We start from the raw sequence: 15,531 nt of genomic DNA, 5'->3' as shown, positions 1-15,531 counted from the left end.
GTGGTTTCTTTATTCAAAAAAGGCACTAGTCTAATAATCTAGTTCACTTCAATAGTTATTCGTCTATTAACTGATGAAAATAGACTATATAAGTAGTTATGTGTGGAACATCCAATAAAATCATGACATACAATATCCTATATTTATTGAGAATGGGGTGAAATATGTGCTGTATCGAGCAAATAATCGATATATACAGGAATTACTAGAGAAAATTGAGAATTATAAAAAGGCTATACAAAGTTATAAAGAGAATGACTTAAGTAAAGAGTATTTAGAACTAAAGCAAAAATTAGCAGATGTAGAAAATGCATTTAAGAATAAACAGGAAATTTGTGAGGAAATAAAAAGAAAAAATAATGCACTAGAAAAGGAATTAATAAAGATAAACACACAACATGGCAAAATACAGGAAGAAAAAAACTCATATAAATTACAACTTGCTAGTGATAGAAAGGAACTAGCACGAGTAGAGAATATCCAAAAGAACAACCAAATAAAGTATGCTGAGTTAATGGAAAAATATAATACATTGCAAAAGGAAATATTTAATAAAGCAGAGAAGCTTAATCAGCTATCAGAAGAAAATAATTTAATAAAAGCTTACAGTAATAAGCAAAGAGAAGATTTGAACGAGTTGGAAAACAAACAGAAAACAATACAAGTTCAGTTTGAAAAACTATCTGAGAAATACACATCCCTTCAAAAAGAATTAATGATGAAGAATGATGAACTCCATCAATCAAAAATAGAAATGAATGCACTTAAAACAAAAAGTGAAAGGCAAAGTACAGAGCTTGCTGAAGCCATTCAGGAAGCAAATAAATCCAAAAAAGCTAAATTAGTAATTGAAGAGAATGTTAATCAATTAACGAGTAAACTGAATGATCGGATGGAACAAAACCACCAACTTAAAGATGCGTTGAAAAAGGCAGAAAAGGAAAATGAAAGAGCTGTTGTAACTATACAGGGTCTAGGAGAAGAAAATAATTCAATAAAAGCTTACAGTAATAAGCAAAGAGAAGAATTGAACGAGTTGGACAACAAACAGAAAATAATGCACATTCAGTTTGAAAAGCTATCTGAGAAATACACATCTCTTCAAAATGAAGTAATGAAGAAGAATGATGAACTTCATCAATCAAAAATGGAAATGAATGCACTTAAAACAAAAAGTGAAAGGCAAAGTACAGAGCTTGCTGAAGCCATTCAGGAGGCAAAAAAATCCCAAAAGGCAAAATCATTAATTGAAGAGAAAGTTAATCAATTAACGAGAAAACTGAATGATCGGAATGAACAAAACAACCAACTAAAAGATGCGCTAAAAAAAGCGGAAAAGGAAAATGAAAGAGCTGTTATAACTGTACAGGATTTAACATCCTATATAAAAGAAAATAGTCAGTTTTTTCAACAACAATTGAAAGAAAAGGAAAATGAAACAGCTAAGTTAAAAAGTATATATCAAACAAGACAAAATGAAATTGAAAAAAGTTTGAATGATTCCCGGAAAAAAATAAAAGAACTTGAGAGTGAATTAAGTCTTGTGAAGAAAGTGAAAGAAGAAATAACTGATCAGCCAAATATAGTTAAATCAGATGTTGTTCATCCACTATCTTCTATAAAGTCTAATGATAATGAAACTTCAAATGATAATAGTGCAGCAGATTTAGTTAAGAATCATTCAACAAGGGAACCGTCTGTTTTTGCTAAGCTAAGGAAACATAGTGAAGGGAAGGGAAGTAATCAAAACCCCACTAAACATCTTCCAGCCGGTAATAACTCGATAGTAACACCAAATAGTTTCATTGGACCAAACCAACAAAACTCTAAGCCAATTAACTTCAAAGATCTTCAAGGTGCGCCGTTAGTACTTCCTATCCCACCTAAAAAGAAAATGAATTATGGAAGAGGGCCAAAATTCCAGGGATATTTACCATTGGATTCTATAAATCTAGGGTTTCCTAATATGGATGAAATGCGTGAAAGAGAATTAGATCAATCAAAGACAAATAATCATAATAAGGAATCCAAGTTAATTTCTGACCAAAGCAGTACAAATGAACTTAAATTCTCAATGGATGAAAAAATAGAAAAAGTTAATCCTGTGAAAAATACGACTACCAGTTTAGAAAAGGAAACTCATCAAGTGGAGAAATCTGAACTGCCTGTGCCAGAAAAAAAGGAGGATTTGACTTCAACAGATAAGGAGCAGAAATTAAATATGATTCAATCATTTTTCGGGAAGAAAAAATGATTAAATACTATTCATCTTTATATAAAAAACATCTCTTAGTAAAAAGAGATGTTTTTTATAATTTCCAAATTTGAACATCCTTTGAAATTTTTTTTGATGAAAGGATGTTCTTTAAATCCATAATAACTCCAGACTGATTTTTGAGTAAATGATTGTATTCCTTTTCTGACATATCTCGAAATTCTTTATGAGCTACAGCTAAAATGACAATATCTGCTTTCTCTAATGAGTTTATAGGAGTAAGATGAATTCCAAGGGCTTCAGCTAAATCTGTATTATTCACATAAGGGTCACAAATTTGAGGATTAAGACCATATTCTTGCAATATTTGAACTAATTCTAATGCTTTTGAGTTTCGAATATCTGGAATATTTTCCTTAAAGCTAATACCAAGTATCGATATGTTTACATTTGCTAAGTCGAACTTGTTTGTTATAACCAGCTTTAAGAGTGAATGAGCAATATATTCTGGCATATAATCATTGATTTTTCGAGCAGTGGAAAGAAGTTCTGGGTTATAGCCGAAAGTTTTGGATTTATGAATGAGATAATAAGGATCGACACCAATACAGTGACCACCAACAAGTCCAGGTGAAAAAGGCAAGAAGTTCCACTTAGTACCGGCAGCCTTGATGACTTCATACGTGTCGATATTCATTTGCTCAAAGATGATAGCTAATTCATTCATAAATGCAATATTAACATCTCTTTGTGTATTCTCGACTACTTTTGCAGCTTCCGCGACTTTAATTGAAGGTGCAAGATAAATATCTGCATCAATCACATTTTGATAGATTTCCTGTATTTTTTTGAGAGAATCTTTATCTTGAGCTGATACAATCTTATTAATGGACTTGAAAAAATGCTCTTTATCCCCTGGATTTATTCGTTCAGGTGAATAGCCAACATGAAACTCCTTCCCCGACTTTAATTGTGAATGGGCTTCCAATAACGGAATGCAGATCTCTTCTGTTGCTCCAGGGTAGACAGTTGATTCATAAACAATAATGCTTCCCTTTGAAAGATTTCTCCCTATTGTCCTTGAGGCATGTTCAAGAGAGGTAAGATCAGGCATATTACTACTTGTTATCGGTGTGGGAACAGCAACAATAAAAAAGTTACATTCCTTTAGTTTTATTTCTTTGGATGTAAATTCTATCTGGACATTTTGTAAGACATTACTTGGAATTTCCCCGGTTTCATCTATATTATTCTCTAAAGATGAAATTCTCTTTTTATTCACATCAAAGCCTATGACTCGATACTTCTCGGCGAATGCAACTGCAACAGGCAATCCTACATAACCTAAACCAATAACACCTATGACAGTCTCTTCAATTGGTGTGTCAATCAATTGTTTTTGAGGGTTGAAATCACTGGTATCCTTTTTCCTTTCCATATGCATGTTCCTTTCTCTTTAGCCAAGCTATTACTTTATATGAAACATTCACTTAAGTTGTTATAGGTTATTTAAGAAACAGGCTGACTAATTAGGGGGTTCAAATAAATTGCATTTGAAAATTGATAAAAATGGAATTAAGAAGGTATATGCCGTTCCCAAAAAATAACGCTAAAAATAGGTTAGTAAAGAGATCACGAAAAGTGGTTAATTTATAATGATAGGTGATTGTTGATGATTCCATTAATCGATTTACGAAAACAATTTCAGTCTATTAAAGAAGAAATACTAAAGGAAACCAATAAAATTATTGATAGTGGGACTTTTATCCTCGGCCCAAAAGTAGATCAACTTGAAAGAGAAATAGAAAAACGATTAGGGGTCGAACATGCAATTACCGTTGCAAACGGTACTGATGCCTTGGTATTAACATTAACTGCTTATGGGATTGGTGAAGGTGATGAAGTGATTACTACTCCATTCACATTCTTTGCCACTGCAGAAGCCATTACAAGAGTAGGAGCAACCCCCGTGTTTGTGGATGTAGACCGAACATCATTTACTATTGATCCTAATAAAGTGGCAGAAAAGATATCATCCACAACAAAAGCAATTATTCCAGTGCACTTATTCGGTCAGCCCTCTGATATGACGGAAATAATGTTATTGGCAAAAGAGAATAAACTACTTGTCATTGAGGATGCCTGCCAAGCATTTGGCGCAACATACAATGGAAAGAACATAGGAAGTATAGGCGATGCAGCGTGTTTTTCCTTTTTCCCAACTAAAAACCTAGGAACAATGGGGGATGGGGGGATCATAACGACTTCCAATCACCTGGTAGCTGAAAAAATAAGGATGTTAAGAGTTCATGGAAGTGAGCGGAAATACTTTCATAAGGAAATTGGGTACAATAGTCGTCTAGATGAATGGCATGCAGCGATATTGTTACTGTGTCTGAAGCATATAGATAAATGGAATAATCAGCGGGGGGTTCTTGCTGAACGGTATAGAACAAAATTAAAGCATTGTACATCAATTAAACTTCCAGAAGCACGAAAAGATAGAAGTCATACGTATCATTTATTTTGTTTAGAATCACCAAATCGTGAAAAGATAATCAAACATTTAGCAGACCATGATATTCATACAGGGATCTATTATCCATGTTGTTTACATTTACAAGAAGTGTACAAGTATTTGAGGTATCAAGAAGGGGATCTTCCAATTGCGGAATTCCTGTCAAAACAGCTATTTGCCATCCCGCTTCATCCATTCTTAAGTACGGAGGATCAAGAAAAGGTCATTGCCGCACTCTTGGACATAGAGGTGACAGAGAAGTGCTGAATGCTGGATTAATAGGCTGTGGATTCATTTCAAAAAAACATCTTCTGACATTAAGTAAGCTTAATAATATGAAGTTAATAGCAGTAAGCGACATACTGGAAAGCAAAATGAAGGAAGCAGTAGATTTCTATCGGGAAATTACCAGGACAGATGAGGCAGTTAGCTGGATAAAAGATTACAAGAGAATACTCAAAGATACTAGTATAGATGTGGTCATCATTGCAGTAATCTCAGGATTGCATGCACAGATTGCTAAGGAAGCACTGCATTATGGAAAACATGTGATTTTAGAAAAACCTATGGCCTTATCGATTAAAGATGCAGATGAGATGATTTTATTAAGCGAGCAACAAAATAAACAAATCCTCGTTTGCCACCAAATGAGATATCGACCGGTAATGCAGAAGCTGAAGTCACTAGTTATGACAGGAGAACTTGGCAGGCCTTATTTCGGAGTTGCATCCATCCGAATCAGCCGTCCCACCAAATATTATGAATCCGCAAGCTGGAGAGGGAGCTGGGCATTGGATGGAGGGATGCTCGTTAATCAAGGAATTCACCTCATCGACTTATTAGTATGGCTGCTCGGTGATGTGGAATCAGTATATGGACAGGTGGGGACGACCAATAATTCGAAAGAAACAGAAGATATTGCGGCTGGCATTGTCACATTTAGAAATAAAGCAAAAGGAATTATTGAGGCAAATACGATTACAATGCCAAATAATATTGGCTATACCCTATCTCTATTTTGTGAAAAGGGGACGATTTGCTTAAATGGTCCATCGTTGAACCGAATAGAACGATGCTATATAGTCGGGCAATCAAAGGTGGAAGAGGAGTTAAGAGAACTGTGTACAGATATGAATGAGCATGAATATATGTATAAGAATTTTATTGATTCTATCGAAACTTGTACGGTCCCCCTCATAATGACTGCAAAAGAGGGAAGAGAAGCGTTGGAGACTATATTTGGTTTATATAAATCTGCTAAAACTGGTCATCCGACCATTTTACCATTATCCTCTTTCGATTCGAAAGAGATGTCAGAATAAATAAAGGGGGATTAGGTTGATTCATTCAACAGTAAAAATCGGAGATAAAACTGTTATTGGTGAAAATGTTGTTATAGAGGAAGATGTAATAATAGGGAGCTACACATCGATTGGACATAATGTCGTTATAAAAAAAGGGACTGTCATCGGTAATAATGTAAGGATTGGGGATTTAACTTCTTTAGGAAAATATCCTTCTTCTAATAAAAAAATGGCAAGAAAGCCATTAAGTGAGCTGCCTCCATTAGTCATTATGGATGATGTAACTATTGGCAATAACAGTGTTTTATATAGAGGTTCAATCATTTATGATGGAGTTTTAATAGGGGATTTAGCTAGCATTAGAGAAAAAGTTGAAGTGAATTTAAATAGTATTGTTGGAAGAAATGTAATAGTTGAAACGAATACAAAAGTTGGAAAAGAAGTAACCATCCAAACAGGTTCATATATTACTGCAGACATGATCATTGAGGATCAAGTTTTTATTGGACCATGCTTTTCTTCTTCTAATGATAAGTATATGGGAATGGGAAATTATACTCATCAAGGGCCGATCTTGAGGAGTGGAGCAAGAATTGGCAATAATGCTACCCTTCTGCCTGGTGTTGAAATTGGCAAGAATGCAATCGTTGGGGCAGGAGCGGTAGTAACCAAAGATGTAAAAAGTAATCAAATAGTTGTTGGCAATCCTTCAAAAGAATTAAAAAGTAGTAGTTTAAAAGATAAACCGAAGGAGTAGTATTTCCATCGGTTTTTATTTTTTTAAACTAGGTTTTGGTACAAACACTAAACCCACGTGAAAATATACTAATGGAGAAATGTCTATTTATCCGTAAATTTACAATAGTAAGGAGAGAGGGTATTGGTTTCTATTAGTTTATGTATGATTGTAAAAAATGAGGAAGAAGTTTTAGGGAGATGTCTAGATACGGTTAAAGACCTAGTTGATGAAATAAATATTGTGGATACGGGTTCTACAGATCGTACTGTCGAAATTGCTAATGAGTATACAAATCGTGTGTATTTTTTTGAATGGACAGGTAACTTTTCGGAAGCAAGAAATGAATCATTTAAATATGCAACAATGGATTATATTCTATATTTAGATGCAGATGATGTCCTTTTAGAAGAGGACAGGGAAAAATTGAAAAAGTTAAAGGATAGTCTTAATCCAGCAGTTGATTCAGTTTCTATGTACTATAATGCAGGAATTGATGAATTTGGCAATATTACTTTACAATATCGCAGAAATCGATTGGTCAAAAGAAGCCGAAATTATAAATGGAAAGGGGACTCTCATAATTATCTAGATGTCTATGGCCATATTATTAATTCGGATATCGCAATAACACATAAGAAGGTCCGTCATTCTGTTGGAAGAACTCTTTCTATTTATGAAAAAAAGATTGAAAACTGTGAATCCTTTACTGCAAGAGAATACTTTTATTACGGAAATGAACTAAGGGAAAATGGGCACTATGAAAAAGCGATTGAGAGTTATAACAATAATATAGAAATGGAAGAAGGATGGATTGAGGATAAGGTTTATGCCTGTATTAATAAAGGGGATTGCTATCGATTTATCGGTGACTATGAAAACGAACTAGCCTCTCTGTTTGAATCATTCAGATTTTCAAAAATACCTCGGCCAGAATCGTGCAGCAGAATTGGCTTTAACCTTCAAAGTAAGCAAGACTATTTAAATGCTGTATATTGGTATGAACTCGCTACCACATTAAAGACAGATCCAGCAAAATGGAGCTTTACTTATCCAGCCTATTCAACTTGGTATCCACATTTACAACTGTGCGTCTGTTATTACCAACTTCAGAATTTCCAAAAATCGTATGATCATAATGAGAAAGCAAGAAAGTTCCGTCCGAAAGATGAGCGTATCTTATTTAATAAGAAGCTTTTGGAAGATAAGCTAGGAATTTCACCCATGAATATGGAGCCAATCAATCCTGTTGATTAATAGTTGGAAATGACAGGAGGCGCTTTAGGGAATATTTAAAAAGGAAGGTGATGTAATTGAATCCAAAGTTAAAGACTTTGATTTTAATAAAACCATTTTGGAGAAACATGGCTAAGCATAAACCGAAATTTGGTGTTCTAAAGCAATTTGAAGAATATTCGGATGTCGTTTATTGGCATCAAAATGGAGAGATAAAAACTATTTTAAAAATGTTAGAGGAGAAGAATGGATTCATTCCAGATTTTATCCTCTATTATGATCTTAACCTAGCTCCGAAAATCAAAGGGCTCGGGGAGATTACTATTCCCAAAGGGTTGTATATTATTGATTTAAATGAATCAAGAATTACGCTGCTGAAGCATTTTATTAATAATAATAAAATCGATCTCTTATTTTCAGTAACGAAACAGAGGTTTCATGCAGTTTTTCCTGATTTCAAGGAGAAGTTCAGGTGGCTGCCATGGTCTGTAGACCAAGAGGTATTTAAAGATTGGAAAAAGGAAAAGGATATAAAATTTTTATTAATGGGACTGTTGCACTATGGGCCGGAAAGTAGAGTTGCTAAGGGGATTTATTCGTTTAGGGAAGAAGTGTTGAGGAAAATGGGAAATGTAGATGGTTTTGTCTTCCATACCCATCCTGGCCACTTTGTTGGATACAGACATAATGCAATGGTCAATGAAAAATACGCACAAGAAATAAACCGAGCAGAGATTTTTTTCACTTGTGGGAGCAGGTATAAATACCCGGTTATTAAATTCTTTGAAGTTCTGGCATGCAAGACATTGCTACTTGCGGAATCTAATCAAGATATCGTTGATTTAGGTTTCAAAGATAAAGATAACTTTATAGCGTGTACGAAGGAAGATTTCATGGATTTAGCGGCATATTACAGCGAAAATCAGTTTGAACGGGAAAAAATTGCAAACGAAGGCTTAAACTTAATTCATAATTTCCATACAGATGAAATCCGTGCAAAGGAACTATTTGAGTATATACTTGATTTCTTAGGGAGTAATAGAATAGTTAATTAGATATGTCAATGGGATCGATATCCCATTGACATATGTCTTATAAAACCATGTCGGATTGTATATAATGATAAAGTAATTTTGCTGTATTTTCGATCGATTTTTCATGTGTTCTTTCAAAAGCATGTGAAGAATCAATACCCGGTCCAATTAACCCATGAACAATATCATGTCCTGCTCGAATGGCAGCAGAGGCATCTGAACCATAAAATGGATAAATATCTAACTTATAGTCAATTTGATGTTCCTTAGCAAGTTGCACCAATTTTTTTCTTAATTCGTAATGGTACGGTCCGCTTGAATCCTTCACACAGATTGATACCGTATATTCATCTGTTGATTGACCATCACCCATTGCGCCCATATCTACTGCTAAGTACTCAATCGTCTCAGGTGTAATATTCGAGTTACCTCCATAGCCGATTTCTTCATTATTAGAAATAAGAAAATGAGTCGTATATGGAAGTTCGATATTTTCTGCTTTTAGTTGTTTTATTAGTTGCAATAGAATGGCTACACTTGCTTTATCATCAAGATGACGGGACTTTATGAAGCCTGATGGAGTTATTTGTACACGTGGGTCAAATGAAACAAAGTCACCCACTTCAATTCCTAATTCTCTAACTTCATCCGCATTATGTACAACCTCATCTATGCGAACTTCTATATTCTCTTGGTTTCTTTCCGCTTTTCCAGCATCTTTATACACATGAACAGATGTTTGATGCATTAATATCGTTCCAGTAAGTTTCTTTCCTTCAGCCGTTTCTATCGTACAATACTCACCTTCAATTGAGTTATACTTAAACCCGCCAATAAGGTCCAGCTTCAGTCTGCCACTTGGTTTTATTTCTTTAACAATCGCCCCTAGGGTATCCACATGTGCTGTAAGCAGCCGATGTTTTTTATCATTTTTGCCTCGAATTGTGGCAATTAATCCACCTTTCCGATTTCTAGCGGTTTCTATATTCAACTCTTTAAGATAAGTTTCTACAAATGAAATGACTTCATTTGTATTTCCGGAAGGACTTGGAATCGAAACGAGTGCTGTTAAAAGTTGAAGTGTCTCTTTCGTGTTTACATTTGTCATATGTATCTCCTTTCTAGAAATAACTCTTACTTTTATTATTATACTGTTTTACAGTTGCTCTAGAAATAGAAATGAAAAAAGACCCTAATCGGGTCTTAATTTCAAGCTATTTGCCAATCAAAGCTTTTACACCTAAATATAACAATGCAATTGCGAAAACAATGACAGCGATTCCACCTACAATGTCGAAGAAACTAGCAACACCTGCTGTGATTAGTGCTGATGTAGGGATATTAATTAAAGCAAACCCAGCCAACATACAGGCAACATAAAGTAGAGGTAATAAATACATTTTCTCACCCCCCTTATCCATTTACTTTACTTTATGAAGAAGGGGAGGTTCGTGATTTACCATCTGTCCATTAAATTATCTATTTAATGAAGGAAATTGCCTTTTTTTTGAAAGTTAGTTAGGAATATTTTGTTTTCAACAAGTTGGGAATCGTCATTCTACCATCTCCAACTCAGATACAACCTTAAATTCCCCATCTCCTTCAGTAGATACAAACTCCTGCTTTATCTTCCCATATCCAGGTGCCAAGTAGTTCGTTATGACTGTATGATTTTCCTCGTCTTTTTGCTCTACAACAATGACATTATTTACTTCGCCAATTGGAAGAACCATTCTCTCATCAATTTTTATGATTTCCCAGCCATCAAAAGTCGCTCCCACTGATAATGGATTTGTCAGTAGTGGGGTTCGATCAAATTGACTTTTCACTGAGTCAATCGGTGGGGGAGTTTCTTCATAGTACTCACCTTGCTCAAATACAACAAAAATTCCATCTTCGGCCAGTTCATACACTTTAAATATTCTTGTGCCACCATTTTCTATGATTGCAGGAAGGTAATTATCGACTTTAGTAAAAAAGGATTCTTTATAAGCAGCGAATTCATTGCCTTCTCCTTTGAAGGTATATGTTTTATTTTCAAGAGGGTAATAATCTTCAATGGTTACTGTTTTTTCATTAGGTGGTTGTTGAGATACGGGAGGGTTCGAATTTTGTGATTCTTTTGCGGTACATCCAGCTAGAAGTATACATCCAATGGTAAAAAGGAACCATTTCTTCATTGAATTGACCACCTTTCTTATCGTTAATTATTTGACGAATTTAATTAGTATATGGTTACATCCCTGCACAAATGAAAGAAACCGCTTACGATTTTTTATTCAGATTAGATAATGAAGAAATTTGTAAAATTCTGTTGAAGTATAGAGAAAAATTACGGAATTCAAGCAGGGGATTTTGGTTTTCAATCCACAAATTCTGTGGTATAGTAGTCTACATCGTTCAGCTTGCCATGAAATTAGAATGACATATAGAAATATAATATAAACTTAGCAGCTGCTAAGTTTTTTACAATTTTATTATTATGTGAGGTGTAAATATGAAAAAACTTTTTTTATCTATGAAAGAATTGATAAAAGGAAATCTTGCGCTTTTCTTTATATTTGTGATTCTTTTTTGGTTTAAAACCTATGCTGTGTACCAAATTGAATTTAATCTAGGAATAGATAATAAGATGCAGGAATTCTTATTATTTATCAATCCGCTAAGTTCGGCACTGCTTTTCTTTGGACTTGCTTTGTTTTTTAAAGGAAAAGTGCAATCAACCGTATTAATATTTATGAACTTCTTGCTTTCGTTTGTTTTGTATGCAAATGTGGCCTATTACCGTTTCTTTAATGACTTTATTACCGTCCCAGTTGTCATGCAGACGAAAGTAAATGGAGCACAGCTAGGAGGAAGCGCTCTTTCCCTAATGTCTCCTATGGATATTTTTTATTTTACAGATACCATTCTACTTATCCTTTTTGTCGCTAAGAAATGGTATAACCCAGGGAAATCGATCAGCAGAAAGCCTGGTACGGTTGTTATTCTTGCTGCAGTAGCAACTTTCATGATCAATCTAGGACTTGCCGAAAAAGATCGTCCAGAACTTTTGACTCGTTCATTTGATCGGAATTATTTGGTGAAATACCTTGGAACGTATAATTTCTCTGTATACGATGTGATCCAAAATGCTCGTTCTGCTAGTCAAAGAGCGCTAGCTGACTCTAATGACATTACAGAAGTAGAGAACTATATTAAAGCAAATAATGCAACTCCAAATCCGGAATTCTTTGGTAAAGCTAAGGATATGAATGTTATTTATGTATCAATGGAGTCACTGCAAACCTTTATTATTGATTACCAGTTGAATGGTCAAGAGGTTACCCCATTCTTGAATTCATTAGCACATAATGGATCGACTTTCTATTTCAATAATATTATTAACCAAACGGGTCAAGGGAAGACATCTGATGCGGAATTCATCATGGATAACTCTCTATATCCAATGTCCCAAGGGGCAGTATATGTAAATAAAGCTCAGAACACTTATCAATCATCACCAGCAATCCTTAAGTCACGTGGATATACTTCTGCTGCATTCCATGGTAACTACAAAACTTTCTGGAACCGCAATGAAATGTATCGTTCATTAGGATATGATGAGTTTTTTGATGCAGAATATTATCAAATGACTGATGAAAACACTAAGAATTATGGATTAAAAGATAAGCCATTTTTCGCTGAATCTATGCCTATGTTGGAAAGCCTTCCAGAGCCTTTCTATACAAAGTTTATTACACTGTCTAATCATTTCCCATTCAAAATGGATGAGGGAGACACTGATTTTCCAGCTGCAGAAACAGAGGATAATGTCGTCAATCAATATTTCCAATCTGCCAACTATATGGACCAGGCATTAGAACAGTTCTTTAATGATCTTAAAGAGTCTGGATTGTATGATCATACCGTTGTTGTTCTATATGGTGATCATTATGGAATTTCAGAAAATCATAATAAAGCAATGGAAGAAATAATTGGCAAAGAAATTACACCTTTTGATAATGCGATGCTTCAACGTGTACCAGTATTTATTCACGTTCCTGGAGTAGATGGCGGTCTCGTTAATAAAATTGGCGGCCAAGTTGATGTCCAACCTACTTTAATGCATCTTCTAGGTATCGATACGAAGGATTATTTGACAATTGGATCTGATCTTTTATCAGAAAAGCATCGTGAGGTTGTTCCATTCCGTAATGGAGATTTTGTTTCACCTGAATTCACTCAGTTAGAAGAGAAATGCTATTCTACAGAAACAGGGGAATTAATTGAAGGAGCGGGATGTGAGCCATTAGCTGAAAAAGCAAGAACGGAGCTGCAAATGTCTGATGAAATTGTCTACAAAGACTTGCTGCGCTTCTACGAGCCTGATGGATATGAGCCAATTGACCGTAATGATTATCAGTATATAAAGAAAGAAATGCCGCCTACTATGGAAGAACGAAATGGATTAGGTGAGCAAGAATAATGGGAGAGGAGTGGAGAGTATTCTTCGCTCCTTTTTTGTTTTGTCGCACAAATTACTGAATTAGTATTTTGAGCTATGCTAACATGGGTTTAATCTTAGATCTAGGATAGTTCGCGTTCATTGATTTAAAAATGGTATAATAAAGATAATAAAGAATTATGGGGGTAACGACATGTCATTACCTAAGGTGAATCAAGTCTATACGTATGCTGATTATTTATCGTGGTCAGAGGATGAAAGAGTAGAAATTATCGATGGAGTTCCATATTTGCAGGCTGCCCCACTGAGGATACATCAAGAGACTTTATCTGAACTGCATCGGCAAATTGCTAATTTTCTAGTCGGTAAAGAGTGTAAAGTGTATCCGGCACCATTTCATGTCTTATTAGATTTGGATGAGGCGCCTATTAATGAAAAGGATAGAAAAAATGTATTTGAACCTGATTTGACCATTGTTTGTGATAAATCAAAACTTGATGAGCGTGGTTGTAAAGGTACTCCAGATTTGGTAGTTGAAATTATTTCACCATCAACGGCTAGAAAAGATAAGGTAGATAAATTTAATAAATATGAACAAGCGGGTGTAAGAGAATATTGGATTGTTGAACCTACTGAAAAAATTGTCAGCGTTTTTACATTGCAAGAGAATAAAAGATATGGTCGACCAGATATGTATACGGAAGATGATCAGGTGAATGTAACAGTCCTCGAAAATTTAACGATTGATTTGAGAATGGTGTTTAACTTTTAGCTTTTCAATAATTAGAATGGTGTAAACGAGCACATTATTCCAGCAGAATATTTAAATAAAATACCCCTAAAAAGCGGCATCGATTCGAAATAATGTTGTATTTTTATTCTAATCTTATATATTTCTTGTCTAATTAATTTAAATAAACAGAGGAGGAAAGTAAATGAGCGAATGTAAATTAGATCATTCACATGAAGATGTACAGAAAAAGTACGAGCAGCAGAAAGCGTATTTACCAACTGAAACAGTTCCACTATTTCAAGTTTTTTTTCAAAAGAAACATACACAAGACATTTTAAATGAAGTATTTCACCTGTTGAAAAAATTTGATCTTTCTTCAGAGCAGGAAAAAGTTGAACGCGTAAACCGTTTGAACTTAGTTTTGAAAAATGTGTAAACCAAGTATGCCATAGCTAAAATGCTATGGCTTTTTTCATGAGTTACAATTTTTTTGTAACTACTAAAATATTATTTTAACTATCTATATTTTATGGTATGATTAAGCTATAAAATGTTATTAACTTAGTTATATAGATAACTGAAAGTAAGGGAAGTGTCTGAATTGAAGAAATCTCATCAGCCGATTTTCGATTTAGCCATTCGTACAGCCGATATGCTGGTTAAAATGTTCGGTTCCCGCTGTGAAGTAGCCGTTCATGATTTTGCTGATTTAAAGAAATCATTGATTCATATTGCAGGTAATGTGACAGGAAGAGAAATTGGCTCACCGATCACTGATCTTGTTCTCAATGAACTGGCTAAGCAGAAAATGGATGTTGAAGATATTCCAAATTATAAAACACAATCAAAAAAAGGGAATATCATGAAATCGGCTACCATTTTTCTAAGAGATAGTGATGGAAAGGTAATTGGTGCGTTATGTATCAATTATGATATTAGCCTGCTCATGCAATTTGGCGGTGAGATTGAAGAATTTATTAATTTTGACGAAAATCAGGTGAAGTCAGAAAGCTTTTTCACTTCTGTTCAAGATGTCACACATGAAATGGTTGAACAAGTGCTCCATGGATTCAAAAAAGCTCCTTCTTTAATGAGTTTGGATGAGAAGGTGGAATGTGTTCGCCAGCTTGATGAGAAAGGAACTTTTCTCATTAAAGGAGCGACTGAATATGTAGCTACTGTACTTGGAGTTTCCAAGTTTACAATATACAACTATTTGCAAAAAATAAGAACGATGAATGAGTTTCAGACAGAAGTGCTGGCTGAACATAAATAAATTTCATTAAATACGTTGACTAAAGGAGCTTT

Annotated in this window: 14 protein-coding genes; 10 read left to right on the top strand and 4 right to left on the bottom strand. The window is 34.5% G+C overall.

Annotation, left to right across the window (positions count from 1 at the left end):
* The first annotated feature begins 166 nt into the window (after window positions 1-166).
* Window positions 167-2,254, top strand: a complete 2,088-nt coding sequence (locus ACFYKT_RS01480; protein WP_389214412.1) for a hypothetical protein — start codon at window positions 167-169, stop codon at window positions 2,252-2,254.
* 55 nt (window positions 2,255-2,309) lie between these two features.
* Here the strand turns inward: ACFYKT_RS01480 and ACFYKT_RS01475 are convergent, their stop codons facing one another.
* Window positions 2,310-3,653, bottom strand: a complete 1,344-nt coding sequence (locus tag ACFYKT_RS01475) for a nucleotide sugar dehydrogenase (protein ID WP_389214409.1) — start codon at window positions 3,651-3,653, stop codon at window positions 2,310-2,312.
* A gap of 234 nt (window positions 3,654-3,887) precedes the next feature.
* Between ACFYKT_RS01475 and ACFYKT_RS01470 the strand changes: the two genes are divergently transcribed.
* The 5 genes from ACFYKT_RS01470 to ACFYKT_RS01450 all read left to right on the top strand — a co-directional run bounded on the left by ACFYKT_RS01470 (window position 3,888) and on the right by ACFYKT_RS01450 (window position 9,064).
* Window positions 3,888-5,000 (top strand): DegT/DnrJ/EryC1/StrS family aminotransferase, encoded by a 1,113-nt coding sequence (locus ACFYKT_RS01470; RefSeq protein ID WP_389214406.1) that lies wholly within the window; start codon window positions 3,888-3,890, stop codon window positions 4,998-5,000.
* On the top strand, window positions 4,994-6,055 hold the full coding sequence (locus tag ACFYKT_RS01465) for a Gfo/Idh/MocA family protein (protein WP_389214404.1): 1,062 nt from the start codon (window positions 4,994-4,996) through the stop codon (window positions 6,053-6,055). Before ACFYKT_RS01470 ends, ACFYKT_RS01465 begins: the two co-directional genes overlap by 7 nt.
* 16 nt (window positions 6,056-6,071) lie before the next feature.
* The gene (locus ACFYKT_RS01460) at window positions 6,072-6,794 is read left to right on the top strand and encodes an N-acetyltransferase (RefSeq protein WP_389214401.1); all 723 of its coding nucleotides are present in this window, start codon (window positions 6,072-6,074) and stop codon (window positions 6,792-6,794) included.
* A gap of 123 nt (window positions 6,795-6,917) precedes the next feature.
* Window positions 6,918-8,030 (top strand): glycosyltransferase, encoded by a 1,113-nt coding sequence (locus ACFYKT_RS01455; RefSeq protein ID WP_389214398.1) that lies wholly within the window; start codon window positions 6,918-6,920, stop codon window positions 8,028-8,030.
* Window positions 8,031-8,086: 56 nt separating this feature from the next.
* On the top strand, window positions 8,087-9,064 hold the full coding sequence (locus ACFYKT_RS01450; protein ID WP_389214395.1) for a glycosyltransferase family protein: 978 nt from the start codon (window positions 8,087-8,089) through the stop codon (window positions 9,062-9,064).
* Window positions 9,065-9,101: 37 nt separating this feature from the next.
* On the opposite strand, the gene ACFYKT_RS01445 is transcribed toward ACFYKT_RS01450, so the two are convergent.
* The 3 genes from ACFYKT_RS01445 to ACFYKT_RS01435 all read right to left on the bottom strand — a co-directional run bounded on the left by ACFYKT_RS01445 (window position 9,102) and on the right by ACFYKT_RS01435 (window position 11,223).
* Window positions 9,102-10,151, bottom strand: a complete 1,050-nt coding sequence (locus ACFYKT_RS01445; RefSeq protein WP_389214392.1) for a M42 family metallopeptidase — start codon at window positions 10,149-10,151, stop codon at window positions 9,102-9,104.
* Window positions 10,152-10,257: 106 nt separating this feature from the next.
* Entirely contained in the window at window positions 10,258-10,443 is a 186-nt protein-coding gene (locus ACFYKT_RS01440; RefSeq protein ID WP_389214389.1) for a hypothetical protein, read from the bottom strand.
* 153 nt (window positions 10,444-10,596) lie between these two features.
* Window positions 10,597-11,223, bottom strand: a complete 627-nt coding sequence (locus ACFYKT_RS01435; RefSeq protein ID WP_389214387.1) for a hypothetical protein — start codon at window positions 11,221-11,223, stop codon at window positions 10,597-10,599.
* Between the two features lie 338 nt (window positions 11,224-11,561).
* Between ACFYKT_RS01435 and ACFYKT_RS01430 the strand changes: the two genes are divergently transcribed.
* The 4 genes from ACFYKT_RS01430 to ACFYKT_RS01415 all read left to right on the top strand — a co-directional run bounded on the left by ACFYKT_RS01430 (window position 11,562) and on the right by ACFYKT_RS01415 (window position 15,499).
* Window positions 11,562-13,511, top strand: coding sequence for an LTA synthase family protein (locus ACFYKT_RS01430; protein ID WP_389215375.1), 1,950 nt, complete (start codon window positions 11,562-11,564; stop codon window positions 13,509-13,511).
* Between the two features lie 172 nt (window positions 13,512-13,683).
* Window positions 13,684-14,262, top strand: a complete 579-nt coding sequence (locus tag ACFYKT_RS01425) for a Uma2 family endonuclease (protein WP_389214384.1) — start codon at window positions 13,684-13,686, stop codon at window positions 14,260-14,262.
* A 163-nt stretch (window positions 14,263-14,425) separates the two neighbouring features.
* The gene (locus ACFYKT_RS01420; RefSeq protein WP_389214381.1) at window positions 14,426-14,659 is read left to right on the top strand and encodes a hypothetical protein; all 234 of its coding nucleotides are present in this window, start codon (window positions 14,426-14,428) and stop codon (window positions 14,657-14,659) included.
* Window positions 14,660-14,815: 156 nt separating this feature from the next.
* Window positions 14,816-15,499 carry a helix-turn-helix transcriptional regulator gene (locus ACFYKT_RS01415; protein WP_389214378.1) on the top strand — a complete coding sequence of 228 codons (684 nt, stop codon included), beginning with the start codon at window positions 14,816-14,818 and terminating at the stop codon, window positions 15,497-15,499.
* The last annotated feature ends 32 nt before the right edge of the window (window positions 15,500-15,531 follow it).

Origin of the sequence: Cytobacillus mangrovibacter (genome assembly GCF_042865275.1) — a bacterium.
Lineage (GTDB): Bacteria > Bacillota > Bacilli > Bacillales > Cytobacillaceae > Cytobacillus > Cytobacillus mangrovibacter.
The sequence above is the reverse complement of the archived record's forward strand: the minus strand, read 5'-3'. Positions and strand labels throughout refer to the sequence as shown.